At 51.2% G+C, this 26,365-nt stretch carries 17 protein-coding genes and 1 tRNA gene; 6 read left to right on the top strand and 12 right to left on the bottom strand.

Annotated features, from left to right (window positions below):
- Positions 1-10 precede the first annotated feature (10 nt).
- From Q2J39_RS01020 to Q2J39_RS01035, 4 genes are all read right to left on the bottom strand, one after another.
- Complete coding sequence (locus Q2J39_RS01020) at positions 11-847, bottom strand: ABC transporter ATP-binding protein (protein WP_288338859.1); 837 nt, start codon at positions 845-847, stop codon at positions 11-13.
- The gene (locus Q2J39_RS01025; RefSeq protein WP_288338860.1) at positions 840-1,796 is read right to left on the bottom strand and encodes an iron ABC transporter permease; all 957 of its coding nucleotides are present in this window, start codon (positions 1,794-1,796) and stop codon (positions 840-842) included. Before Q2J39_RS01025 ends, Q2J39_RS01020 begins: the two co-directional genes overlap by 8 nt.
- A complete protein-coding gene (locus Q2J39_RS01030; protein WP_288338861.1) occupies positions 1,786-2,808 on the bottom strand; it encodes an ABC transporter substrate-binding protein in 1,023 nt (340 codons plus the stop codon). The genes Q2J39_RS01025 and Q2J39_RS01030 overlap by 11 nt, the downstream gene beginning before the upstream one ends.
- 116 nt (positions 2,809-2,924) lie before the next feature.
- On the bottom strand, positions 2,925-4,481 hold the full coding sequence (locus Q2J39_RS01035; RefSeq protein WP_288338862.1) for a nitrite/sulfite reductase: 1,557 nt from the start codon (positions 4,479-4,481) through the stop codon (positions 2,925-2,927).
- A 403-nt stretch (positions 4,482-4,884) separates the two neighbouring features.
- Between Q2J39_RS01035 and Q2J39_RS01040 the strand changes: the two genes are divergently transcribed.
- Positions 4,885-4,971, top strand: a tRNA-Leu gene (locus Q2J39_RS01040).
- A gap of 134 nt (positions 4,972-5,105) precedes the next feature.
- Here Q2J39_RS01040 and Q2J39_RS01045 read toward each other — a convergent pair.
- Entirely contained in the window at positions 5,106-7,343 is a 2,238-nt protein-coding gene (locus Q2J39_RS01045) for a nuclease domain-containing protein (RefSeq protein ID WP_288338863.1), read from the bottom strand.
- Entirely contained in the window at positions 7,343-9,943 is a 2,601-nt protein-coding gene (locus Q2J39_RS01050) for a hypothetical protein (protein WP_288338864.1), read from the bottom strand. The genes Q2J39_RS01045 and Q2J39_RS01050 overlap by 1 nt, the downstream gene beginning before the upstream one ends.
- A 287-nt stretch (positions 9,944-10,230) precedes the next feature.
- On the opposite strand from Q2J39_RS01050, the gene Q2J39_RS01055 reads away from it, so the two are divergent.
- Positions 10,231-11,004 carry a hypothetical protein gene (locus Q2J39_RS01055; RefSeq protein ID WP_230267805.1) on the top strand — a complete coding sequence of 258 codons (774 nt, stop codon included), beginning with the start codon at positions 10,231-10,233 and terminating at the stop codon, positions 11,002-11,004.
- A gap of 185 nt (positions 11,005-11,189) precedes the next feature.
- On the opposite strand, the gene Q2J39_RS01060 is transcribed toward Q2J39_RS01055, so the two are convergent.
- Positions 11,190-11,966: a ZIP family metal transporter gene (locus Q2J39_RS01060; RefSeq protein ID WP_288338865.1), complete on the bottom strand. Its 777-nt coding sequence runs from the start codon at positions 11,964-11,966 to the stop codon at positions 11,190-11,192.
- Positions 11,967-12,248: 282 nt separating this feature from the next.
- Here Q2J39_RS01060 and Q2J39_RS01065 point away from each other — a divergent pair, with 282 nt between their 5' ends.
- Positions 12,249-12,779, top strand: a complete 531-nt coding sequence (locus Q2J39_RS01065) for a hypothetical protein (RefSeq protein WP_230268119.1) — start codon at positions 12,249-12,251, stop codon at positions 12,777-12,779.
- Positions 12,780-12,903: 124 nt separating this feature from the next.
- Here the strand turns inward: Q2J39_RS01065 and Q2J39_RS01070 are convergent, their stop codons facing one another.
- Entirely contained in the window at positions 12,904-14,418 is a 1,515-nt protein-coding gene (locus tag Q2J39_RS01070) for an IMP dehydrogenase (RefSeq protein ID WP_230268120.1), read from the bottom strand.
- Positions 14,419-14,687: 269 nt separating this feature from the next.
- Entirely contained in the window at positions 14,688-16,847 is a 2,160-nt protein-coding gene (gene pulA, locus Q2J39_RS01075; protein WP_288338866.1) for a type I pullulanase, read from the bottom strand.
- 827 nt (positions 16,848-17,674) lie between these two features.
- On the opposite strand from pulA, the gene Q2J39_RS01080 reads away from it, so the two are divergent.
- On the top strand, positions 17,675-19,042 hold the full coding sequence (locus Q2J39_RS01080) for a lyase family protein (RefSeq protein WP_230268122.1): 1,368 nt from the start codon (positions 17,675-17,677) through the stop codon (positions 19,040-19,042).
- 274 nt (positions 19,043-19,316) lie between these two features.
- On the opposite strand, the gene Q2J39_RS01085 is transcribed toward Q2J39_RS01080, so the two are convergent.
- The 3 genes from Q2J39_RS01085 to cls all read right to left on the bottom strand — a co-directional run bounded on the left by Q2J39_RS01085 (position 19,317) and on the right by cls (position 22,163).
- Positions 19,317-19,883 (bottom strand): HAAS signaling domain-containing protein, encoded by a 567-nt coding sequence (locus Q2J39_RS01085; protein WP_230268123.1) that lies wholly within the window; start codon positions 19,881-19,883, stop codon positions 19,317-19,319.
- Positions 19,858-20,220 (bottom strand): PadR family transcriptional regulator, encoded by a 363-nt coding sequence (locus tag Q2J39_RS01090; protein ID WP_230268124.1) that lies wholly within the window; start codon positions 20,218-20,220, stop codon positions 19,858-19,860. Before Q2J39_RS01090 ends, Q2J39_RS01085 begins: the two co-directional genes overlap by 26 nt.
- Before the next feature lie 407 nt (positions 20,221-20,627).
- Positions 20,628-22,163: a cardiolipin synthase gene (gene cls, locus Q2J39_RS01095; protein ID WP_288338867.1), complete on the bottom strand. Its 1,536-nt coding sequence runs from the start codon at positions 22,161-22,163 to the stop codon at positions 20,628-20,630.
- Positions 22,164-22,585: 422 nt separating this feature from the next.
- Here cls and ppk1 point away from each other — a divergent pair, with 422 nt between their 5' ends.
- Positions 22,586-24,715: a polyphosphate kinase 1 gene (ppk1, locus tag Q2J39_RS01100; RefSeq protein WP_288338868.1), complete on the top strand. Its 2,130-nt coding sequence runs from the start codon at positions 22,586-22,588 to the stop codon at positions 24,713-24,715.
- A gap of 254 nt (positions 24,716-24,969) precedes the next feature.
- A complete protein-coding gene (locus Q2J39_RS01105; protein WP_230268127.1) occupies positions 24,970-26,196 on the top strand; it encodes a DUF4317 family protein in 1,227 nt (408 codons plus the stop codon).
- Positions 26,197-26,365: the final 169 nt, after the last annotated feature.

The raw sequence follows: 26,365 nt of genomic DNA on the forward strand, positions 1-26,365 counted from the left end.
TCGAAAAAGTTTATTCATCCCGTACCGTAAAGAACGTTCGATTTTCACGAAGCGGAAACAGTCTGGCTGTTCGGGTAGACGGATCCCAGTCGTTCAGGCGGATCTCGAAAACTTCCTGCAGAAGATCGCTTTGGGCAAGTTCGATTGCGCTGCCCTGAAACACTTTCTGATGTCCATCCAGGACGAGAATTTCATCCGCATAGCGTAAAGCGAGATCAAGATCGTGCGCCACGACGACGAGAATGCGCGAAGGATCTTTCAGCATGCAGAGCAGATCCATGAGTTCAAAACGCGCGGAAGGATCGAGGTTGGCTCCCGGTTCATCCAGAAACAGACAGTGCGGGTTTTGAACGAGCACCTGTGCGATGGCCGCTTTCTGCCGTTCGCCAGCGGACACTTCATCCAGGCGATGCGTCGCCAGCGCGTCAATCGACAATGCACGCATCGCATCCTGTGCCCGTTTTGCTGCATCTTCTGACTGCATGCCGGAGAGATCTGTCTTCCCGGCTTTTTTCCAGAAACGCGAAAACCGGCTCTCTTCTCTGGCGTAATCGCCCAGTTCCACAAAGCGCTGAACGCTCATCTGCACATTGAGCGTATCGTCCGCGATTCGCCCGGTAATTCTCGCCCGTTCCATCGCAGAAAGAGGAAGGAGATTTTTCCCGTTGTACAATACGCTGCCGCTTTGCGGTTTCATCCAGCCGCCGAGAATGGAAAGCAGCGTACTTTTGCCGGAACCGTTGCGGCCGAGGATGATATACAGCTTTCCTTCTTTAAAATCGCAGGAAAAGTCTTGGATGACGACTTTGTTTCCGTAGCCGGCGCGAATATGTTCAGCTTTAAGCATCCAGTTTTCTCCTTTCCAGAAGCAGATAGAGAAAATACGGACCGCCAGCCAGTGAGAGGACCAGTCCGGCTGGCAGCTCCCACGGAAGCAAAATCCAGCGGCCGATCAGATCCGCCGCGCAGACGAGCAGTGCGCCGACCAGAACGCAAAGAAGCAGAAACGTCTTAAACGGCAGGCGATAGCGCGAAAGCCAGGCAGGGACAATGAGGCCGACAAAGCCAAGCATGCCGCAGAGCGAAACGACCCCGCACGCCAGCAGCGCGCAAAGAAACAGAAAGAAGACACTCCATTTTTCCACGTTCAGACCGAGCGCCTGTGCCTGCCGGTCGCCAAGCGTAAACATTTCCAGTTCTCTGGAAAAGAGGAACACCAGAACAATTGCCGGCAAAATCAAGATGGACGCATACAGATCCTTATTTAAGGAAAGCGAAGCCAGCGATCCGATCTTAAACGAGGCATAGCCGCTCAGCGCATCCGGGACCAGGACGGTCAGAAGATCGATCCCGGCAGAAAACAGCTGGCTGATCGCCATGCCCGCCAGCAGGATTGTCAGCCGGGACGCTTTTCGCTTTCTGGCCAGATTGGCGACGAGAAGGCCGCACGCCAGACCACCAAAAAAGCCGAACACCGTTCCTGCGCTGAAGGAGAGCGGAAAGAGACTGCTGCCAAGAATGGTAAAAAAGCCGACCGAGGCGTTGACGCCGATGATGTTGGCCGAAGCCAGCGGATTATGCAAAATGGTCTGGACCAAAGCGCCGGAGAGCGCGAGCGCACTTCCCGCAAGAAGAGCGCCAAGTACGCGCGGCAGACGCAGATGCAAAACGATCGAGCGCATCGATTCCTGCATCGGATCCAGCCAGCCGGCCGGACCGGCCAGTATGGAAATCACAGAAAGCCCAACCAGGAGAATGAGCGCGCCAAGCACCATTTTGCGCGGTTTACTCGCCATAGACGATCGTTTCGAGATTTTCCAGAGCATCCGCCCACTTCGCGTTTGGCTTCAGGTTGTACAGCTTCTGATCGAGGACATACACTTTTCCGTTTTTAACCGCGTCCAGGTTTTTCCATGCATCGCTCTGAAACAGGGCATCGGCCATTTCCTGCGCCTGTTCGTTCGTTTTTCCCTGCGCGACATAAAAAATCTGATCCGGGTTTTCTTTCGCGATGACTTCCATGGACAGCGTGTCCAGACCGTCTTCGCCAGCAATGTTTTCCGTTTTCAGATCCGCTAACATGGAGCCTAATACTGAGTTGGAAGAGCCAAGCGCCTTGATTCCCTTTCCAGTTTCGCGAAGAGCCAGAACTTTTGGCGGGTTATTGCGCTCTTTGTTTCGAATGGCTTCGATGCGTTTCTGCTGTTCGAGACCGTTCTTTTCATAGCTGCTTGTATCCCCGGTAATACGACAGAACTGTTCCAGGACGCGCAGATAGTCTTCAAAGGAAGACACATCATAGTAAACGACAGGAATGCCGGATTCCTCCAGCAGATCCGCCATTTTCTTCTGAGAATCGTTTTTGGCACTGGCGATGACCAGGTCCGGATCGGATGAGAGCAGCGTTTCCTGCGCAATGGATTTCACATCGCCCAGATCCTGTACCTTTTCGGAATCGAGATCCAGATCAAAGGACGTCCACGTATCGTGCGCCGCTGCCGCAATCTGATCCTTGCCGCCGGCATCCGCAAAAAGGTCCGCAAAGCTTCCGATCAGAATGGCTGCGCGCTCCGGCTTTTGAATTTCGACCTCACGGCCAAGATCGTCCTTAAGAACAATCGTCTGCTCATCCGTCTGGGTGGAAAGCGCCGAAGAGAGCGAGGACGTCTGGGAAGAAACGGAAGCATCCGCGGTTTGCGAAGAGTTCGACGCGCAGCCGCCCAGAAGAGAAGTCACGGCGGCGCAAAGCAGAAGGCGCGAGGCTAAGGAAGATTTTAAATTCAGGTTTCGTTTTGTAATTTTGTTCATAAGACAGTATTTGAATGGTGTTTTGAAAACCGGTGTAAGAAAACCGGTCTGAATCCGGAAAACGCTTCGGGATCAGAATTCTGATGCCGAAGCGTGAGTGAAAATCAAATTGGATATTAAATCAGGTAATCGGCAGCGACTTCTTTTACTCCGTCTGGATTGGCCTTTTCCCAGGCATCATAGCCCATGCCAGAAGCTTCCACGATGCGCGCGAGATGGATCAGGAAATCCGGAATGCGATCAACCGGAATATTGCCGAGCTCCACGCCCATTTTTTCTTCGCCCTGTTCATCGTTTCCTCCGGCATAAAGCAGGAAGGTCGGAACCGGCTTCTTATCGACGACTTTCAGAGCGCCGCGGAAACCGATCTTGCCGATCTGATGGGCGGCACAGCTCGACGGGCAGCCGGAAATATGAATCTGCGGCAGAGCGTCATCGGCGACGCCGGCTTCGCTGACTTTGGCCAGAATCGTGCGCAGCAGATCCTGCGAATCGCGCAGACCGACCTGGCAGATGGACGCACCAATGCACGATTCGGACGTTTCGAACGCCGTCCGCGCCGCTTCGGATTCAATGATTTCCAGAATCTGACGGGCTTCGTTTGCAGTCAGGTTAATGATATAGGCCCCTTCGTCCGGGGACAGACGCATTTCGACCTGATCCATATGTTCGAGAGCGCCGGACAGACAGCCGAGCGTTTCGATCGAAGGAACGCCGCCGCGCGGATGGAAGAGAACGCTGTACAGATCGCCGTTGGTCTGATGCTTCACGATGAAGGACTCTTCGAGCGGTTCGCCCTCGCCTTCCTTGTGAATGCGCAGATCTTCAAAATTGTCTACATACAGGTTCTTTTCTTCTTTGAGCTTGCGGAATTCCTTGTCGAATTCCTCGATCAGACGATCGCGGCCAAGGCTTTCCTGCAAATAGCGGGTTCTGGCTTTGGAGCGGTTTTCGTAGTTGCCGTATTTACGGAACAGGCGGATCATCGCTTCAATGACGTACAGAATCTTACCCGGTTCCAGGCTTTCTTTGACTTTTACGCCAAATTTAGGATTGTTTCCCAGACCGCCGGCGATATAGACATCGTAGCGGCCGTCTTCTCTGGCTACAAAGCCAAGATCGCGGAACGTCGCATGAGTGACGTTGGATTTCGAATTGGAGAACGCGACTTTCAGCTTGCGGGGCATTTTGTCCTGGTCGATGAAATCGAGCAGGAATTCAGCAGCCGCAAGGGCATGGGGCATAACGTCAAAGTATTCTTCTTCCACGCCGCTGAGCGGAGAGCACATCACGTTGCGCGGATAGTCGCCGCCGCCTCCGTAGCAGACGATGCCGACATTGGGGGCCTGCTCCATAATGTCGCAGACGGTATCGACATCGAGATCGTGCAGCTGGATGGTCTGGCATGTTGTAAAGTGCGCCATCTTGACATCGTGCTTGCGAATCATTTCAACAATGAAGCGCAGTTTTTCCGGCGTGACGCGGCCGCCGCTCATACGCAGACGCAGCATGCTTTTCTGGCCGCCGCGCTGGGCGTAGCTTCCGTATTTTCCGGAGAAGCCTTTGTATTCCTTCATATTCATCTGGTGATTGAAGAATTTTTCCGCTCCTTCGCGAAATTTCGGAACGACTTTCTTATATTCATCGTAATCGACAGGTTTTAAAACAGACATGGATATTTACCTCTATTCCACTTCAGTATAATACAGTGCATTTTCTGACACCCCTTACTTGAATCACAAATCTGAGGATTTTGATGTGCGGCTGTCTCCGCCCGGCTTCGTTTTTGAAACGTGTATATATCCTTTGCGGTTCCTTTCCTGCTCATTTCGGATAAAAAGAGCGTCTTCTCTGTATTCTGTTCAAAATCTGGAACCTTCTATCTTCTTCCCCTTTTCTGGACTGCGCAGGATCCGCCTTGCTTCGTTCGTACGGAGTGCCCGCTGGATTGTGGAATATCACGCTATTCCTTCCAGGCTGCGAAACATGTCCTCGTGCCTGTCCGATTCGTCGGCTCTGGCGGCTTTTGATCTTTCCGTTGAATCCCCTTTTGGATTTCTTTATAATGAACACGTTGCCCGCGTGGTGAAACTGGTAGACGCAGTGGACTCAAAATCCATCGACAGCGATGTCGTGCCGGTTCGAGTCCGGCCGTGGGCACCATTTTCGAACTTCAGTCCCCAGATCTGGGGATTTTTTTATGAAACGAAATAACGCGCAGATCCATACGGAAATCTGCGCGTTTTGTTATGCGGGGTGAACAATGAAATCAATCCGCTCACTTAATCGCCGCTCACTCAATCGGATAAATCCGAATGAACTGCGTCGTTTAGAGGTTCTTCGTTTTTTTGCGCTGTATTTTCGTCGATCCCGTTTTCCGGCTCCAGTCCGGAAAAATCGACAGAGCGATCGACCGGCTCCTCGACCGGATTATCCTGTGCCGGATCCGAATCGGGCGAAGATGGGGTCATAGGCGGGAACGCTTCCTGATCTTCCGTGGCCTCCATCGTTTCGAAGTCTTCCTCAAACGGATCTTCGGGGGCAGCCTCATCGGGATCAAACAAAGACGCCTGCGAGAGTAGTGCCAGCGAGGCCAGCGGCGATTGCGAATCCAGATTGGCGGGAAGCAGACTGTCGCTGTCCGAAACATTTAGCGGCCGCTCGTAAATCGCTCGGGCCTTTTCGATCTGATTGGTAAAGAGACGCTGCAAAGCTTCAAACTGATCGGCCTGCCGGGTTCCCGGATATTCGTAAAGCGAAATGATTTCGACCTGCGGAAAGATCGACTCCGAATCGCGGACCAGATCGTAAATCGAGCGGGCGATGCGCAGACGAGTCTGTACTTCCGGATTTCGTCCATTGAATACGTAAAGACCGGTAATCTGATCGTCCGGATGAATCGGCGAAATGGAAAACAGATACTTGAAGATCAGCGGGAAAATTTTCTGCTTTTTGACATCGTGCGACGTGGAGTACTTGGCATCGCCGAGAATGTAGCGGGCGCCTTTCCACTTTGGACTTTCAATGCGGAATACGTAGTCCGGCGTGTAGTACGTTCCATAGGAAGATTCTTCACTGCCCTTGATCGGCATCGAAATCGATGTGGAGCGGCCAAGGCCGGTAATCGCGCGGTCTGGATGCTTGTGGTTGTAGATGACCGGCTGATAGTAAAGCGTGATTTTCAGATCGTCCTTCTGATAAATGTAGACGTTGTTGATCTCGGTGTTCTTATAAAACGTATCGCTTTCAAACGTGTAGTTGACCCGGTACGAACGGGTGCGCTGAAAGCCGCTGCTTTCGAAAAACTCGCCCAGCTTCGTCAGAACGTACACTTCATACATTTCCGTAATCTGCAAAAACGTTCGAACGAAGCGAAGATCGCCGACACTCACGTTTTTCCTCGCGAAGCAGCGGCTGATGCTTTCGTAAATCAGACGGTATGCGGGCAGCTGACGGAACGCCGGGGTCAGCGTCGGCGCTTTTTTCAGTTCAATGAGTCTGGCCGGAATGGCACGGGAATACACCTGATACAGATAACGGAACCCCGCGAGCAGATCCCGCAGTTCGTTTTCTGTCGAATCAAACGAGTTTTTCATGACTTCGTACAGGAAGGCCGCGGAGTTCTGCATGTTCGTGATCGTCTTGTCATGAAGAACCGACCGGGCAGGAATCAGCTTTTTCTCCCTGGCCAGTTCGGGAATCATGGCTTCAATATCGTCGCAGACACCCTTGAGAAACGAGAGAGTGACCTGATTTTCGTACACATCCGTCGTACTGAGCGTCTGATCGACGTGCGAGAGATCGGGAATATATGTGTTCATTCCAATACGCAGACCGACGCGGGAATCGCGAACACGATGCAGGGCTTCTGGATGTCCCAGCAAATACCGCACGCTGGCCTGCATGGACTGGCTGCTGCCGTTCTGAGAGTGAAGCGCAGCTTTTCTTGGCCGCAGGCGAATGAGCCGCCAGGACCGTTCAAAAAGCGTCGCGGTCTGCTTGAGCTGACGGATCTTGTCTTCAAGCGAATAGTAGCCGGGCCCTTTAGATCCTTCCCGGGTATCGTAGTCTTCCCTGGTTCCGTAAAAGAGCATCGGATTGTGACGGGCAATATAGGCGCCCATGGAATTGACGGAATAGTTTTCGTCCGTCAGCGGCGTGATGACTTCGATGTAGTCGGAGTAAAACATCTGAGCCGGTCCGCTGGCGTAAGTCACCCGGATGGTAAAGCGCGCAAAGCCAAAGGCATCGGCGAAAATCGATTTCGACCGGCCGCCGGGCGCGAAGTAGAGACGGTTGGTATTGGCGTAGTATGTGGCACTGATCGGATAGTGGTTCAGCTGAACTTCCACATGCCGTATGTAGCCGGCACGCGGAACGCTGAGCTGCGCCGAATACGATCCCGTGGCATACACCTGGGCTTTCTGCGCTTTTAACAAATAGGAGAGCGGCAGTACTTCATCGGCCGGATGCAGCGGAACTTCGATCAGTTCCGCCCGGTAGTCGTCATAAAGCCGCAGTACGCTTTCGGACATCAGCTGAAGAACTGATAGAACTGCATGGAACCGTCTCCTTTTTCCATGATTTCCTTCAGTTTTCTGCCGCACTTAATGAGTCCGCCTGTTTCGCAGACTTTTTTCATTTTTTCCAGAATGGTACGGAACTGGTGCGAAGACCCGTTGATTTTCGGAAGCAGACGCTGGAGTACGGCGTAGTCGAGCGCCATCGTGCCGGCATCACTATAGGCCTCGTCTTCATCGGGTACAAACCAGCGCAGAGCGGTCAGCACGTATTTGCGCAGCGCGCTTTCCGAACGGATGGAAACCGTAAGTCCGGCTTCCTTGAACAGAGCGGCCAGCGACTGATACACGTCTTCAAGCGCGCTTGGCAGCGTCTGGCTGTCTTCCTGCGGCAGGAACACTTCGTCAAGCTGTTCGTGCGTAATCAGCGAAGAGCGGAATTCGTCTTCCAGAAGCGGTCTGGCCGGCTTGAGCAGCAGACGCTTTTCCGGCATCGTAATGACCCAGGCACGGTCCAGCAGACGGCTGCTTAACGGTTCGGTCGTGTGGTCGGACTGAATGGCAGCCGCAAAATGCAGAGTCCTCGGAATTTCAAACGTATACGTGTCGCCCAGCGCGATCGTACCGCGGATGGCGGCGTTTTCTTCCATGGACATGAAGTCGGCCCAGTAGTATTCCATGCTCGACAGGTTGGCATCGTCGAGAAGGACGAGCGCCGGGAGCGAATCCGAGCCGCTGTTTCCGCGGCTTTCCTGATTCAGAATGCTGAGCAGATCAAACAGACGCGGATCCGCTTTTTCAAAGGAGCGGGTCAGCGAGTTGTAAAAGCCGATCAGATCGCGGCGGCTTGACCAGCCGCGTTCGACGCTGACGGAGACAAAACGGGAGCAGTACGGAAACTGCGGATGACTTTTTTCAAGTTCTGCCGGCTGATCGAGGTGAAGCGCCTGCGCCGTAACGCGGCAGATCGACGTTTTTCCAGAGCCTGGCTGACCAGTAAAGATAGTCAGGAAGCCCTGGGTCAGGCAGATGAGAATGTTCAGAATTTCATTGCGGGAATATTCCGGACGGCTTTTCTGCATCGTGAACACCAGATAGTCCACGAGCTGTTCCTTCGAAAGGAAGGATCGCGGCATGGCCGCAATGGCGCGGGACGCCTGCTGGTAAATTTCCAGCCGTCTGGCATTTTCCAGACGGGCGGTATGTTCCATGAAGCGTTCGGAAATCATATCGTCAAATGAGATTTCCAGCGTTTTCTGGCTGGAGCGTTCGAGCAGTTCATCGAGTTTTCCCTGCAGGCCTTCCATCTGTACGTTGAGATCGGCAATGCTTTTTTCACGACGCGCAATTTCTTCCTGCAAGTAGGACGATCTTGCTTCCAGGTTGGCCACATCCTTGCCGATATTGGCCTGCCGCAGCGCTTCCTGGAATTCTTCTTCGGCTTTGGCTTTCATGGACTTGAGCTGATCGAGCTCTTCCTGATAGCGTTCAAGCTGCTGCTTTGGCTGCAGGATTTCCAGCTCATCGACGGCTTTCTGGAGTTCTTCCTTCTGCGCCTTCAGTTCGCTGTTTTTCTGCTTGAGCTGGCTTGTAAACGTGACGTATTCCGAATACGCAGGGAGCGCTTCGACAAATTCCTCATTTTCGAGCAGCTCATGAACCATATCCATATAGTCAGGATCGTCCTTGCGGGCCTTGAACATTTCCGGAATGAGCGAGGAAAGTTCATTAAAAAGTTCGCCGATTTTTGCGGACGATTCAAAAATCGCCTGAAGCCGCTTTACCCGCTCCGCAGCCAGTGCGGCCGGAATGTCCTTGCCGCTGATCAGCGAGTTCTGGTAACTGGCCAGCAGACTCGCAAACGCGGCGGGATCGACACCGATAGTTTTCGCCGTTTTTCCCTTGATGGATGCGGTAAAGTTTTCGATCAGTTCCTCATCGGAAATGGTGTCGGTCGGACACGGTTCGACGCCTTCGCCTTCGATGCGGACATAGCCGCGCGTCACATCGATCTGTTCCAGCGTATGGATCCGATCCGCGAGAGAAGGCGAATACAGATAGCCGGAAATAATGGAGTTTTTCTGATCAAGCGAAGGATAGATCACCAGTTCATCGAGATCTTCGTCGTAACGGACCCGAAACGGGCCGACGAGCGTATTTTCGATCGGACCTGGAATCATGACCCGCATATCTTCGTTGACGTCGCGGGTATTCAAAATCACCGTTGAATCTTTACGCCAGTCCCCTTCTACGGCTTCCTGGGGCAGCGCATAGTACCAGCCCACATCTTCCATGCGAAGAATCGATCCGGAATACTGCTTGAACACATCGAGTTTCCAGGCGGAAGGATAGACGCTCCCATCGCTTTTCAAATTTGGAATGAGCTTATCGCTCTGAAAATCAATAATGACGTCGTCTCCGTCCTGAAACAGATCGTCTAAACGCATCGATGTCGAAGAGGAAAACAGATTCAGGTTGGGATACTGCGATCCCGGAAGAATCTTCTCCACATCTTCATCGCTCAAACGAATAAATTTGTCTTTTTCATAAATGTACGTCGGATAAAAATTCACATAAAATCCGCTGGTTCGAATTTCTCCTACATAGCGCGGCATAGTTTCATTCCTTTCCTGCCTTTCGGCTGAATTAATTTGATTATAGGACCGATCCCGGCCAGATTTTACGTTAAGCCGCTGAATTCAGGGATGTTTAGAAAAAATATAGAAAAGGCGCTCCCGCTTTCCCCTATAATTGAATCGGTCTGTCCAGTCGCTTGATATTCAGCGCAGGCAATCTTGAATGTTTACGAATGTATTATTTCGTATTCGTTAAAATTGCGGTCGTTTAGGCAGCCGATCTGCACCGCTGCTTTAGGCGCTGGCTGGAGAAAAGAGGAAAATGCATGCATTTTACATTTAAGGAAATCGAATACTACAAACCCGATGGAAAACCCGACATCTGTCTGGAATGCTTCAGCGTAATCGACCTGAATGTCTATGAACTACTTGAATTCAGCCGCGACAAAAACAAGTGCTACTACTGGGCTTTGAAAAGTCAGATTACCGGCGATGTGAAAGCCTACATCACTTCGGTCTACTACATCGACGGCGAAAACAGCCTTACCGGAAAGCCGACGTTTAAAATCGTGCACGGTTTTGAATACGAAGACCCGCGCGAATATCACTGTCCGCGCTCGGTGCTCGACCGGCTGACGCCGACCACCGATCCGCGTGCCCTGCAATGGCGACGTAAAGCGCAGTACGCGCTCAATCAGGCAGCCCTGCTCAATCAGAAATTTATCGAAGAACACCAGAAGGCGCAGCAGGAGCCGGATTTCTTGGTCCCTGCCCTGACTTCTTCTGTGACTGCGCTGATTGTTCAGGAAGAGAAGCTTCCCTTTTTGACCGAAGCAAAACCAGATAAGGTACACGATATGAAAAAAGAGGAAAACCAGACATACGCTTCAACTTCCCGTTCTCTTCTCAAAACCGACGCGGTGCTGCTTCCGCGCTCCCGTCATCAGACACCGAAACGCCGTCAGGTCCTTCTTGCGCCAAGACGTCTGAAAAAAGCAAAACGGCTGCCCAGACGACCGAGCAAGGATCATCCTTCCTTTACTGCAGGCAAACCAATGCACTTTCAGGGCAATGTCCTGCTGCTGAATCTGAAATATTAAGCGTACCTGTATCCTTTTCGCAATGGATTTTTGCGATTCTCTTTTCGCGACAGAGGATGACGCCTTCCGGCTGAATCCCTCCTGCCGACTCCATCCGCAGAAAAACCGGACTTTTCCGATCGTTTTCGATCCGGCAGAGTCCGGTTTGTTTGTGTTTTCTTTATGGCGATTTTGGACTGGCCGAATCAGCCAAGGAGCGTATCAAGAATCATCATCAGTACAAAGCCGCCCGAAAAGCAGAGCGTTGGCAGATTGGAATGTTCGCCCTGCACCATTTCCGGGATGAGTTCTTCCACTACCACATACAGCATCGCCCCAGCCGCAAAGCTTAAAAACCACGGAAGCAGCGGAACGATCCAGCTTTGCATGGCCAGAGTAAGCCCAGTGGCCAGCGGTTCGACAGCGCCGGAGAGCGTGCCAAACCAGAACGCCTTCCAGCGCGAATAGCCGCTGCCGTAAAGCGGCATCGAAATGATCGCGCCTTCCGGAACGTTTTGGAGGGCAATGCCAAGGGACAGTGCCAGAACTGCGGAAAACGAGATCAGATTCGTGTTCAGCATGCCAGCCAGCGTCGCTCCGACCGCCATGCCTTCCGGAATGTTATGCAGAGTGACCGCCAGAAACAGTTTCGTACGCTTTTTCAGACTCGAATGCGGGCCTTCTTCTTCCAGCGATCCCGGATGAATGTGCGGCGTAATGGCATCGAGCACAAGCAGAAAAAGAATGCCCAGCAGAAAACCGCCGGCAGCCGGCAAAAAGGCCATTCTGCCCATCGGTTCACTCTGTTCCATGGCCGGAATCAGCAATGACCATACTGAAGCGGCAGTCATTACTCCGGCCGCAATGCCGGAAAAGCAGCGATTTACCAGCTGTGAGAGCGGTTTGCGCACAAAGAAAACAAATGCTGATCCAGCAGCAGTTCCAAGCAGCGGAATAAAGGCTGCCAGCAGAATACTGTTCATTGCAGATCCTCCATTTATTACTGAAGCCGGTTCTCCACAAAACCGGCTAAAAAAGAAAAGCGGCTCCGGCAGAAAAACTGCTTTCAGTCTATCAGCGAAAGGACATTTTACCGACGGATATGAACGGCTCGTATAATACATTTGCCTGTCGAATGGCAGACTATTGATGAGAAAAACTTCAGAATATGTTTAGACGGACATTATCGAAAGACGCCATGATGGATGATAAGCTCAATTCATGAGAAATGGAATTCAAAATAAATTCCAGCAAGGAGAATCCCTGTGAAAACAATCCATCCTGCTCCACTGCCCCGCTCTTCTTCCCTGCGGCTTTACAATCTCATTTTCCCTCTGTTTTTCTTCTTTGTAGTTCCAATCACCTGGATCTGGCCGCTGTTCATTTTCGGCAATCTGGCAATCGACTGCGCCGTTCTCCGCTTCTGTCTTAAGCGCTTCAATCCTCGAAACTGGAAGCAGGGCTTTAAAAAGACCTGGTGGAAGGTCTGGCTGCTTGGGTATCTGGGGGACGTTCTGGGCTGCGTAATTCTGTTTGCGATTGGTTTTATTCCCTATTCCGAAACCCTCTATCCCATCGAAATGGCGGTATACTACAACCCCTGGTCCCATCCGGTTGGACTGCTTCTGGTCTGCCTGACGATTATCCTGGCAGGATTTGCGCTCTATTTTCTCGATTCCCGCCTGGCTCTTCGAAAGAGCGGGCTTTCCGTCAAAGGCAGACGGAAAGCAGCTTTGATCATCTCCATAGCGACCGCACCTTATGTGCTGCTGATTCCGACGTCTCTTTTCTTCTGATCAGTCAGCCGGCTTATCACTCAGTTTTTTGCAGATTTCCGCCTGTGAAATCTGCATTTTAATTTTTCCCATTTAAAAGGCAGACCGCCGGGGTCTGCCTGTCCAGTTAACAAAATGATTGGAATTACATCTGCCCGGCGTCGACTTTATCATCGCGGACGAGTACGTCATGGGCACCGCCCTCAGAAATCGATACAGCCGAAACCAGGGTAACTTTCGCGTTTTTCTGGAAATCCGGGATGTTGGTAAAGCCGCAGTTGCACATGGTGTGCTTGATCTTGGAAATCGTCAGACCGACGTTGTCCGCCAGTGCGCCGGCATATGGTACGTAGGAGTCAACGCCTTCGACAAAGGACATCTTGCCTTCGCCGCCGACATCATAGCGCTGCCAGTTGCGGGCACGAGCACTTCCTTCGCCCCAGTACTCCTTCATGTAGTTTCCGTTTACGCTGACTACTTTGTTCGGCGCTTCCTTGAAACGGGCAAAGTAGCGGCCCAGCATAACGAAGTCTGCACCAAAGGCAAGGGCGAGCGTCATGTGGTAGTCCTGAACGATACCGCCATCGGAACAGATTGGAACGTAGATTCCAGTGTTTTCGAAATATTCATCCCGCGCTTTGGCGACTTCGATTGTCGCGGTCGCCTGCCCGCGGCCGATGCCTTTCTGCTCGCGGGTGATGCAGATGGAACCGCCGCCGATACCGATTTTAACGAAGTCCGCACCGGCTTCAGCCAGAAAGCGGAATCCGTCGCCGTCAACAACGTTGCCGGCACCGACTTTAACGGTGTCGCCGTATTTTTCGCGAATCCATTTAATCGTATCGGCCTGCCAGCAGGAATAGCCTTCGGAAGAGTCAATAACGAGGATGTCCGCACCGGCTTCTACAAGAGCAGGAACGCGGTCCTTGTAGTCGCGGGAGTTGATGCCTGCACCAACGAGGTAGCGTTTGTGCTCATCCAGAACTTCGTTTGGGTTTTCCTTGTGCTGTTCGTAGTCCTTACGGAAAACGAACGCTTTCAGGCGACGATCCTTGTCTACGATCGGCAGCTGGTTCAGTTTCTTGTCCCAGATGATGTCGTTCGCTTCGCCAAGCGTGAGACCTTCATCGCCGACGATCAGCTTGTCATAGGGCGTCATGACATCCTTGACTTTCGTGTTGTCGAGATCTACGCGGGTTTCGCGGAAATCACGGGAAGTCAGAATGCCGACGAGAACGCCGTCTTTTTTGCCGTTTTCCGTAACGGCCATTGTGGAATGTCCGGTCTGCTGACGGATCTGGATTACTTTGCGCAGCGTATCATCAGGAGAAACGTTCGCATCGCTGCCGGTAAATCCAGCTTTGGTGGCCTTGACCTGACGAATCATCGCAGCCTGACTTTCAATCGGCTGAGAACCGAAAATAAAGGCGACACCGCCCTCGCGAGCCAGAGCGACCGCAAGATCCGGTCCGGACACCGCCTGCATGACCGCACTGGTCAGCGGGATGTTCAGGGAAAGCGCCGGCTTTTCCCCTTTTTTAAATTTCACCAGCGGCGTTTTCAGGCTGACTTTATCCGGGGTATCTTCTGGTCCGGTATAGCCTGGAACGAGAAGGTATTCCGCAAAAGTGCGGGAAGGTTCGCTGAAAAATTTTGCCATATTGTTCCTCCTGTATGCATGCAATTCGAATGGGATTTCTGTCTGCTGGCCGACTTCGGCCAAATCTCATTTTCTCTATTTTATGCGGATGCGCCGTCCTGTCAAAAAGCAGAGGCCAAACCTCTGCTTTTTGACAAATTTTTCAATTTAAGAAACAAAATGAAATGCCCTTTCGCTCCTGAAAAGGACTGAAAATGGAAAGCTTTCGGGCATTATTCCGGTTTTTGGCCCGACTTTCGCCCGTTTCCACTCGATTGGATCCGGCCGTCTTATGCAGCTTTGGACACGGAAGCTTCAGCTTCTTCAGCCGTCTGCGGCTTTTCAAACGTCTCTTCGAGAACGACGACAGTGCCGATCGGTCCAATCTGAATATGACGGGCCTGTTTCTCGTTCAGACGGTTCACATCGTAGAGAACTTCCCCTTCCTTCGTCAGATCGTAATGGAACGTCTCATGCGTCGGGTTAAAGAACAGAATCATTTTCTCGTTTTCATCCTGCGTCTGATACACGAGCACTTTCGAATCGAGATCGGATACATGAACGTTATGCATAATCGCTTCGCTGCTCGTCAGACGCAGCGAAGAATGTTCGCGCCGGATTTTAACGAGTTCCTTGAATTGATCGACCATCGGCTCCATCGTATCGCGGCGATGGTAGTCGATCATGTTGTAATGATCGGAACGATTGTACGTGTTGTCGAGATTGTTTTTGGTCCGGCCGAATTCCTGGCCGGAATGAATGAACGGAATGCCCTGCGCAAACAGAACCATCGCGTTCGCCAGAACCTGACGGCGTATGCGTTCGCTGCGCGGCATGCCTTCGCATGCCTTGCGGTTTTTATCCCAGAGGGTATGGTTGTCGTGGCATTCGATGTAGTTGACCGCTTTAAACGGCGCATCGTATCGGCCTTCGAGAACCGATGCGCACATGACCTGCTTGGCATCATGCAGAAGGCCGAGGTTGCCTGCCGGATAGCCGGCGTCGCTGATCTGACCCGACGAGCCGCGAATGACTTCGCGGAAGCGGTCCGAAAAATGACCGACCAGCGGCATTTTGGCCTGATTGTTCTGGGAAGCCCGAATATCGTGCGGTACAAAGCTTGGCATGTCCCAGCCTTCCCCGTAAATCATGAAATCCGGTTTGCGCTTTTTCGCTTCTTCGGCAATCGTGTTGAGCAGCGAGCAGTCCAGTACGCCCATCAGATCGAAGCGGAAGCCGTCGACATCGAAGACGTCAATCAGCTGCATGGCCGCATCGATCAGGTAGCGCCGGCTCATTTCCGGACGGGAATCGATATCGTTTCCGCAGTACGATCCGTTGGAATAATTGCCTAAGGAGTCCATCAGGAAGAAGTAATCCGGAACCATGTTTTCCAGCGCGTAGCCGTCACGGTTCCATACGTGGTTGAATACGAGATCGAGCGTGACTTTAATGCCCGCTTCATGAAGCTTCTGTACCATCTGGGCGAATTCAAGAATGCGGCGTTCCGGATCGAACGGATCGGTCGAATACGAGCCTTCCAGCGCGCGGTAGCTCGCAGGATCGTAGCCCCAGTTGTAATAAAGCGACGGATACTCTTCGTCGACGCTGCCAAAATCCAGAACCGGCATCAGCTGTACGTGGGTAATGCCCAGTTCCCGAATATACGAAAGGCCTGTACGTTTCTGTCTGGTTGTGGCGTTTTCCTGTACAAACGCCGGGAAGGTTTTCGGATTTTCAACGCCGATTTCCTTCTGGGCGGTCATATCCCGAATGGAACATTCGTAAATGATCGCATCGGTCTGGTGCGCCATCGGCTTTGGTTTGAAGCGTTCAGGCATTTTCAGCAAGGAGAGATCGTTGACCTGCGAGCAGCTCGTATTGACGCCGGTAAAAAGATTGTACGGATCGTGGCATTCACGAATGCTGCCGTTGACGTTCATGCGATAGCGGTAAAGCTTATGCAGCAGATCGCCTTCGACGCAAACGGTCCAGCAGCCTTCTTCATCCCGTTCCATCGGGACAGCCTGCCGGTTTCCTTCTTCATCGAGTAAAACAAGTTCCGCCCAGCTGACGACGGGAGACCAGAAACGGAAAATCGTCTGCTCAGGCGTGTAGTGACAGCCAAGCGTATTCAGATCGACGGCCGGCCAGGCGTTCGCAAATTCCGGCGTCTTAACAATATGGCTGTATTTGGCCGGTGCGGTCCGGCAGTGTCCGGAATACAGAACGTAGTCCCGTCCGATTTCCAGCGGGGCATCCACCGTACACGTATACCGAATGTGGGTAATATTATCTGTCTTTTCCTGTATGGTCAGAGGAACAATTTCACCGTGTTCATCTTTCAGATGAAAGGTCTGACTGTTTCCCTGATAAAAATTCTTGTCTATATAAACATGGACGCAGTTATATCCATCGATATAGCATTCCAGGTTATCCTTCATTCTCATAGGCATCTCCTTGCCTGTGTCACAACCCTCAGAACCGCAGAGCGGCAGAGGCTAAACGGGCTGAATTTTGTCGTTTTCAACAAAATGAAATTCAATGACTGATCATACAAGCATTGATTCCGGAAGACAAGAAGATCGATTTTCTTTTCCGCTTCTTCCCGCTTTGAACGAGAACTTATATCAATACGTAGTATTACCAAAGAAACATCGGACGTAAACACGATATTCCAAGTTAAAAATAATGCGATTGACCCGGAATTACTTTACAGAAATCACAGATCAGTTTGTACATTTCAAACCAGGTCTTCATATGCTTTGTTAAAAATGGTCCTCAACCGACGTTTCGTACGCGCTTTCCCATCAGAATGGGATCCAGTATTTTCGAGCTGGAGTGTTCCAGACTGTCGATGGCGAGGCTTTCCTCTTCTGATCCTACCGATTTGAAGAAAAGATGTACTCCAGACACCCGTTTTTGCGCTATTAAGACATCCTCCTGCTGTCCAGCAGCGCGCTGTTTTCAAAGAAATCCTGATTTTTCTATCCAGTCTCTCCTTCTCGCTGCCGGCATTCACGAGAGCGTACGCAAACACTCTTTTCTTCATTTTGCGCGCCAAAGTACGCAAGAAAGCGCCGGCGAAATTCAGGAACGTCTGGAAAAGCAGGACGAAACGATTTCGTATGGATAAAATGACAGGGATAAGAGCCTGTCGAAAACGAGGGGCTCGCCCGATGCCCCTGCGCAGTCTGGAAAAATTCCCTTTCCAGGGCAGGTCTCCGGTACAGATTTCATACATAAGCAAAAAAGAAGAAAGAGAAAAGGAGAACTCATGGAATACAGAATCGAACACGACGTTTTAGGCGAAGTCAAAGTTCCGGCGGATGCGTGCTGGATGTCCCAGACGCAGCGCTCGCTGGAAAACTTTAAAATCGGCACCGAAAAGATGCCGACTGAACTCATTGACGCCTTTGCGTATTTGAAAATGGCCTGCGCCATTGTCAATGAACGCAATCACAAAATCGATCCGGCGCAAAAAGAAGCCATCGTCGAAGTGTGTCAGGCCATTCTGAACAAAAAGCTGACCGGCGAATTTCCGCTGGCCGTCTGGCAGACCGGGTCGGGGACGCAGACCAACATGAACGTGAACGAAGTCATCGCACATGTCGGCATGAAAAATCATCCCGGACTCTCTCTTCATCCAAACGATACAGTCAACGCGTCCCAGTCTTCCAACGATACGTTCCCGAGTGCCCTGCACATAATGGCTTCGTCCATGACGCGAAAGCTGCTTCTTCCTGCAATCGATGAATGCGTGGACGTTCTGAAACGCCTGGAAGAAGAAAACGCAGGCATTATCAAAATTGGACGGACGCACCTGCAGGATGCGACCCCGCTGTACGTTTCGAATGAAATCAGCGGCTGGCGGTCCATGCTGGAACATTCCCGCCGTCATATCGAAGCGGTTCTTCCCTTCGTCAACGAACTCGCCATCGGGGCGACCGCGGTCGGCACCGGACTCAATGCGCCGCAAACCTTTGGCGCAGATGTCTGTGCGATTCTCGATTCCATGACCGGCATTCACTTCAAACCGGATCCCAACTATTTCCACGCCCTTACGTCCAAGGACGCCTGTTCCCTGCTTTCCGGCGCCGTCAAAGGGCTGGCGGCCAACATGATGAAAATCGTCAACGACGTCCGCTTCCTGGCCAGCGGTCCGCGCTGCGGAATTGGCGAACTGGAAATTCCAGCCAATGAACCTGGTTCTTCCATCATGCCGGGCAAAGTCAACCCGACCCAGTGCGAAGCCGTCACCATGGTGGCCGTACAGGTCATGGGCAACGATGCCGCTATCGGCTTTGCGGCCAGTCAGGGCAATTTCGAACTGAACGTCTTCATGCCCGTCATTGCCTACAACCTCAACCAGTCCATCCGCCTTCTGGCCGATGCGATCGTCTCGTTTACTCGCAACTGCCTGGAAGGACTCAAAGTCAACCGGCAGAAAACCGAGGAAAACCTCGAAAACTCGCTGATGCTCGTGACGTGCCTGAATCCGGTCATCGGCTACGAAAACGCAGGCAAGGCCGCCCGATATGCTTTCGAAAACAATCTGACGCTCAAGGAAGCGGTGCTGAAACTGGGCCTTCTCGATGAAGCCGCCTTTGACGAACTCGTTCGTCCGGAAAAAATGGTGCGGTAAACCATCCGATTTTCGACGCGGCTGCCCCATCTTCCAGCCCCTCAAAAATCCAAAGGATATTCGATCCTCCAGAACGTCTTCAGCTCTGGCTTTCAGAAATAAGATCAGGTATCCAGTATGAATCGACTGTTTGTCGGAAAGCGCTGAACGATTCAAATGGCGGGAAATGCACGAATTCGATGATAAGCTTCGTGCAAAATCAAATCTTCAGAAAAACGCCGGACGCAGGCCATCAGGCCGCCGCGTCCGGCGTTTCTCGTTATATTCGATTCAGTTATATACAATCCAGCTTTTTCTTTGTCTGGCGCATAGACTGAACAATCACCAGGGTAAGTTTCCAGAACAGCCATCCAAGGACAAAAACGATAGCCCCCATCAAAATCGAAAGGGGAAGAAATTCGATGGCACTTGCAGAATACGAGCCAATGTGAATTCCGATTTCTTTCATTTCATATCCCATGAAATGGGCTGCGAGTTTGACCACGCCCGCAAGCGGAAAAAGCGCTCCAGCTGCCATAAAGCCGATCCCGCTAAGGCCTGTAATGGGCAAAACAAACATACCGCCAAATCCTGCAAGGCTGTAAAAAGCAATTACAGCACTCAGCCTACGCCAGCTAAAGCCTCTGCTTTTGGCAACAGCTTCTCCTGAATACGCTTTAGCAAGTTCCTTAGGATTTCCCAGGCGATTAAGAATCTGTTCTGCGGACATTCCGCGGGTATGCAGTTCCAGCATTTCACTTTTGATTTCTTTTACAATGTCGGCACGTTCGCAAGCAGTCATTGGGTTCAGACTGGTGTCGATTTTTTCGAGATATTCATTCAGTGATTTTTCCAGTTCCATGGTCTTTGGCTCCTTTGGTTTCCTTAATCGCGTTTTGCAGATTTTCCCATTCCTCAGACATGGCCAAAAGATATTCCATTCCCTTTTCGGTAATGGAATAGTACTTTCGCGGCGGCAGCCCCTCAGAACTCTCCTGCCAGAACGAGGAGATATATTCCTCTTTCATTAACCGTCTGAGCAGTGGATAAATCGTATTCTCTTTTGCGGCCAGAATCGGATACTTTTCCAGTGTGCTGATCATTTCATATCCATAGGATGGCTGCTGCTTTATCATTGCCAGAACGCAGAATTCCAGTGTCCCGCGCTTAATCTGGGATTTCCAATCCTCAATATTCATGTACGGTATCTCCTGTATATACATCGTACCACACAGTACTTAAGAAGCCGATCGTATATCAAATAATTTATTTTTTAACTATATATGTATAAAACAGTCCGGCAACATCTCATCCCTTTCGCTGAATGCAAGAGAGGAAAGTCTCCTTTTCACTGCGCATTTACGAAAGACATCGCACAGAAATCAAGGACGATCGTCATAGATCCATAGATCGAAAGGGCGGCCTGAGAAGAAAGAACGCTGGTCGCAGAGATTTTCATCCCCTGGCCCGGCTGCTTTCCCTGCCGTTTCCTTTGCCAAAAGAAAAACCAGATTCTCTCGCAAAGAATCTGGCCTTCGTACACATTCAAAATGGAAACGGTGCAAGTCTTCTACAGAATAGAGCTCGCCCGTATTTGATCCCGCTTTTAGAGCAGCGGAGAGAAAATTTTAAGGAACAGACGATACTGACGAACAAACCAGTTGGTCTCTTCAATGGAAGAGAGCGTAATCAGTTTGGAATCACGGAAGATCTGTTCAAAATCGCGTTCGATTTCGTCAATGCAGGCGGGATCGTACATCCACATGCCACATTCGTAGTTGGTGTAGTAGGAGCGGAAGTCCATGTTGACCGTTCCGGCCAGCGCATGTCTCGAATCGACAAGCGTGACTTTTCCATGTATGAATCCTGGGGTATATTCATACACCTTCACGCCCTTTTTCGTAAGAATTTCGGAGTTGGCCTTGGTGACTTCATACACAATTTTCTTGTCGGGGATACCAGGAACGACAATGCGTACGTCGACACCGTTCTGTACGGCCAGCTCCAGCATGCTGACCATGTCGGAATCCAGAATCAGATACGGGGTAGTAATCCAGCATGTACGGTTGGCGGAGTTGATCAGGTTGAAATGGAATTTGCGGCCAAGCGTCTTGTCGTCGGTCGGCGAATCGAAAAACGGAATGACAAAGCCCTGATTTTTAAGCAGCGGAAACTCGCTTTCGTGCCGGATATAAAATTCATACGGCGTGTTTTCTGGCGAGTCGTAGTTCCACATCTGCAAAAACGCGATGACAAACGGTTCGACCGCCGGGCCCTCGACACAGACACCCATGTCCTTCCAGTAGCCGAAGCGTTCAATGCGGTTTACGTATTCGTCCGCGATGTTGCTTCCGCCGGTGAAGGCGATTTTTCCATCCACGATGATCGTCTTGCGATGGTCGCGGTTGTTCATCTGCATCGCCAGCTGCGGATGGATCGGATTAAAGGCGTGTACTTTTATTCCTTTCGCCTTCAGTCTGGCCTGAAAGTCTTCCGGAATGTTGATCAGGCAGCCAAAGTCATCGTAGATCAGACGGACATCGACGCCTTCGGCCACTTTCTGCTCCAGAACGGCGAGCAGCTCATCGAGCACGCTGCCTTCGTCGATGATGTACGTCTCGATGAAGATGTACTCTTCCGCCTTGCGAATGGCTTCCATGAAGCCTTCAAACTGCGCTTCGCCGGTCGGAAAATACCGGACGGCGGAATTGGTATAGACCGGGAAATAGCCGTTGTTCCAGGCCATGTCGGTCATTCGCCGCAGCACCGGATCCTGGATCTCGGACTGGTTGAGGGTTTTCAGATTCTGCTCCGCGTATTCCTGATAGTCCGCATAGGCCTGTCTGTCCTGAATCATCAGCGCTTTCGGAATCTTGGTACCGCCAAAGAGCAGATACAGCATGCCGCCAAAAAACGGAAGGGCCATGATCACAAAGACCCAGAGCAGTTTGGACGACGAGTCCGAATCGCGGTTGATGACCGCAATGGAGACAACGACGCTCAGCGCGAGCATCGTATAGTAAACAGGAAGAAACTCATGGGAAAAATACGTCAGTAAAAGAAGCAGGATCAGCAGCTGAAAGGCTAAAGCCGCAGCCAGATACAGGGCTTTGGACTTTAGAATTTTCTTAAAAAACTTCACACTCTGCCTCCTCTTTTCAAACATGTGAACAATTCACTATTGACTTAGTATAACAAGCTTTCCACGGAGTTTCCCTAGGGAATTCTTAAGGGATTGCTAAGAGTTCGCAAACCTCAAAAGACGCTAGACATCCACTCATGCATCACAAAGCGCCCAAATGCCGGCATCAGCCGGCAGACCGTCAAAAAATCCACTACAATATCGATGAGCGCAGTCAAAGGCCGGCGCGCCCTGCGAAAAACCTGTCTGATCAAGCCGACAGAATTGCAGAGTCTGTATACCTGATAAAAAGAAAACAGGAAAAATTTTTTCAAAAGCAGGATTCAATATCCTGTCTGATGCGAAACCTGAGTCTGGCCTTCGCGCTGCATACGGCTGCATTCAGCCCTTAACCAAACACAGTACAAGGAGTGTATCTCCCTATGAAAACTAAGAAATACCCCTTTACCCAGAACCGCGAAATCAGCTGGCTGAAATTCAACCAGCGCGTTCTCGAAGAAGCTGCCGATCCGTCGGTCGAACTTCTGGAACGCATGAAATTTGCGGCGATTTTCACGTCCAACCTGGATGAGTTTTTCATGGTCCGGGCAGGATCCTTAATGGATATGTCTCTGGTCGATAACGATCAGATCGATTCAAAAAGCGGCATGTCCCCTTCCGAACAGCTGCAGGCGATTTACGAAGAATCCGCCAGACTGTATAAAATGCGGGACAACGTCCTTCACAATCTGCGCAAGACGCTTCGCGAAGTCCAGATCCAGCCGATGTCCATGAAAAATCTGAACAAGAAGCAGTCCAAGCTGATCGCGAAATATTTTGAAAGCGATCTGGCTCCGCTTCTTGCTCCGCAGATCATCGACGTTCACCATCCCTTCCCGTTTCTGATCAACAAGGAACTGTACATTTTCTTTTCGATTATCGAAAACGGAAAGACGCGCTACGGCATCGTTCCGATTCCGTCCTATTTGCCGCGCATCATTTATCTCAACGAAGAGAAAACCGAATTCATGCTCGTTGAAAATGTCGTCCTCGCCTTTCTCGAAAAGATGTTTCCTAAATCCCGGATTCCCTTCAAGACGATCATTCGCGTAACCCGCAACGCGGACATCAACCTGAACAGCGCCGACATTGAAGACGATGAAGACTATCGCTCCTACATGAAGACGATTCTCAAAAAGCGCATGCGTCTTTCTCCGATTCGTCTGGAAATCTACCGGGATACTGATCCAGCTGCAGTGGACTATCTTTGCCGGCAGCTGCATCTGCCCAAGGCGCAGGTCTTCCTGTCCAAGCGTTCCCCGCTCGATCTTTCGTACGTTTTCCCGCTGATCGACGCGCTGCCCGCGGATATTCGCAAGGCCCTTTCCTACAAGCCGTTTGTCGCCCAGACGGACCGCCGTCTGAATCCGGAAGAACCGCTCATTCCGCAGATTCTCGATCATGACGTTCTGCTTTCCTATCCGTATCAGGACATTGATCAGTTCATCCGACTGCTTGATGAAGCGGCGACAAATCCGGACGTGCTCTCCATTTCGATCACCATTTATCGACTGGCGAAAAACTCCAAAGTTGTCCGGGCCCTCTGCCGCGCCGCGGAAAACAGTAAAAATGTCACCGTCCTGATGGAACTGCGTGCCCGCTTTGACGAACAGAACAACATTCAGGCCGCTGAACGTCTCGAAGAAAGCGGCGTCAGCGTTTTCTACGGCTTTCAAGACTACAAAGTCCACTCCAAGCTCATGCAGATTACCCTCAAATCCCGCGGAAAAATCCGTACGATCACCCAGATCGGTACCGGCAACTACAACGAGAAAACGAGCCGGCAGTACACGGATTTCTCGCTCATTACCGCGGATGAGCAGATTGGTCAGGACGCGACTGAATTTTTCAAGAACATGAACGTCGGCAACCTGGCCGGTTCGTACAAGAAGCTGATCGTTTCCCCGTTCGGTCTGAAAAACGCGATTTTACAGAAGCTGGACGAACAGATTGCGCTCGCAAAAGCCGGAAAGCCGGCCAGAGCCTGGTTCAAGATGAACTCGCTGACCGACCTCGATCTGATCGCCAAACTGTCCGAAGCCTCTCAGGCTGGGGTCGATATTAAAATGATCGTTCGCGGCATCTGCTGCATTCTGCCCGGACTCGAAGGCTATACCGATCACATTGAAATTCACTCCGTAGTCGGCCGCTTTCTTGAACACGGACGCATTTACATCTTCGGCATCGGCGAATCGTGCGAAGTGTACATCGCTTCCGCCGATTTCATGACCCGCAACACCGAGCGCCGCGTAGAAGTCGGTGTTCCCATCGAAGATCCGCAGCTGAAAAAGGAGCTGCTCGAGTATTTTGAAACGCAGTTTAACGACAGTCTGAAAGGACGCCGTCTGCTCCCTTCCGGCTCCTATACGAAAATTTCGCCCGAAGGCGATGAGATGATCAACAGCCAGCAGGCCTTTATCGAAAAGGCGAAGGAATACAAGTACATTTCAGCTCCTGCTCCCAAAATGAGTTCCCTGTTTGCACGCCTCTTCTCGCATCATCACAAATCCTGAAATCAGCCGGCTCTGGCCGGCTTTTCTGTTTGAGCTGCGATCCTGCGTTCTGCTCGATTCGGTTCGATGAAGACACGCTGTCCTCTCCAAAACGATTTGTGCAGCAAAATCCCGGACAAGGCGAATCATCTTAAGGATTACGATGCAGGCGAAAAAGGTTAATATGGTTCTTGTCACAAAAAAAAGCACCGGTCCAAACCGACCGGATTCATTTAAAAACGCGCAATACGCCTTAACGAAAGGAAGACGGAAGTATGAATAAAAAAGATCTCTCCGAAATCAAGCGGCAGCTCAAGCCCGAAAATGAGCGCCTGATTTTAAAGGGCATTCAGGAAGCCTATGGAAAATACCGGGATGAAGAAGCCCACCTTCTCTTTACCCGCCTCATCGATCCGGAAACGCTCAGCACAGAAGAAGAAGACTTGTATTTTGAGATTTTCCGTAAAAGTCTTTCGGGAACGCCGGGCAAAAACCTGATGGAATATACGTTTGATCCCATGGATCCGCAGGCGGTCGAACTGCAGAAAACACTGTTTGACTACCGCAACGGAACCCTGCTCGAGCCGGAAGTGTTCGACCGCTATGCGTCCGAACTGATTGAAAAAGGTAATTATCGAAACAGCGTATATGTAACGGTCGGCATCTTCGAATACGCTGCACCCAATCTGAATGCGAACCGGGAAGAACTGGAAGGCAATACGACGTATCGTTTCATGATTACCGCCATCAGCGAAGCCAGACTGACCGATATCGGTCTGTTCTATTCCACAAAGGATAACTGCGTTTCCCGCAAGGTTAACGAAGAAATGCAGATCATTCCTTCCCCGCTCGACGCGTTCCTGTATCCATCCTTCAGCGAACGCGCCGCAGACGTCAACCATTTCCTTTATCATTCCAAAACCGCGAAAAAGCCGAACATCGATCTGATTGAACAGTTTTTCCACATTCCGTTCCAGTCGACGGCACCCGAACAGGCCGACGGCTTTGCGCAGGTCATTGCGGATGTATTCCCGCAGGGACTTGATGTCAAAACGGCCATTCAGTTCCACCGCAACGTCTCCGACTTTATTCAAGAGGGAACGGAAGAAGACGCGGTCGTCAAAGTCGATAAAGCGAGAGTGCACGATCTGCTCGATGCGTCCGGAGCAATGGCGGAAAACATGGAACATTTTGATTCCGCGTATACCCGCATTCTGGAAGATCAGGAACTGGCTGCCGTCAACCTCGTGGAAAAAGGCAAAGTCAGCCTGAAATCCCCAGCCATTACAGTCTCGATTAAGGACGATGCCCTCGATCAGGTGCAGACCCGGGTAATCGATGGAAAAAGCTGCCTCGTCATTGAAATTACCGACGAGCTGAAAATTTCTAATCTGCCCGGAACGCTCATCGAGCCGGAACCGAAAAAGGAAGTCCGCGTGATTTCACCTGAAACCGATACACCCAAAGACAATTCGGATCACGGCGACTTTTTCCAGTCCTGATTCAACGAATAACAAAATGAAACAGAAAGAGCTCTGCGTTCGCCTTTCCTCTTTGGGAAAGCGAAGCAGAGCTCTTTTGAACTGGACACAGCCCGCGATCGAACTTTCCGTTTGGCAAAAAGTAAGCGTCAAATAAAAGACGGGTATTTTCTCGACCGCCTCCTTGGGA

The organism is uncultured Allobaculum sp. (assembly GCF_948576815.1).
In the GTDB taxonomy this organism is placed as follows: Bacteria; Bacillota_I; Bacilli_A; order Erysipelotrichales; family Erysipelotrichaceae; genus Allobaculum; species Allobaculum fili.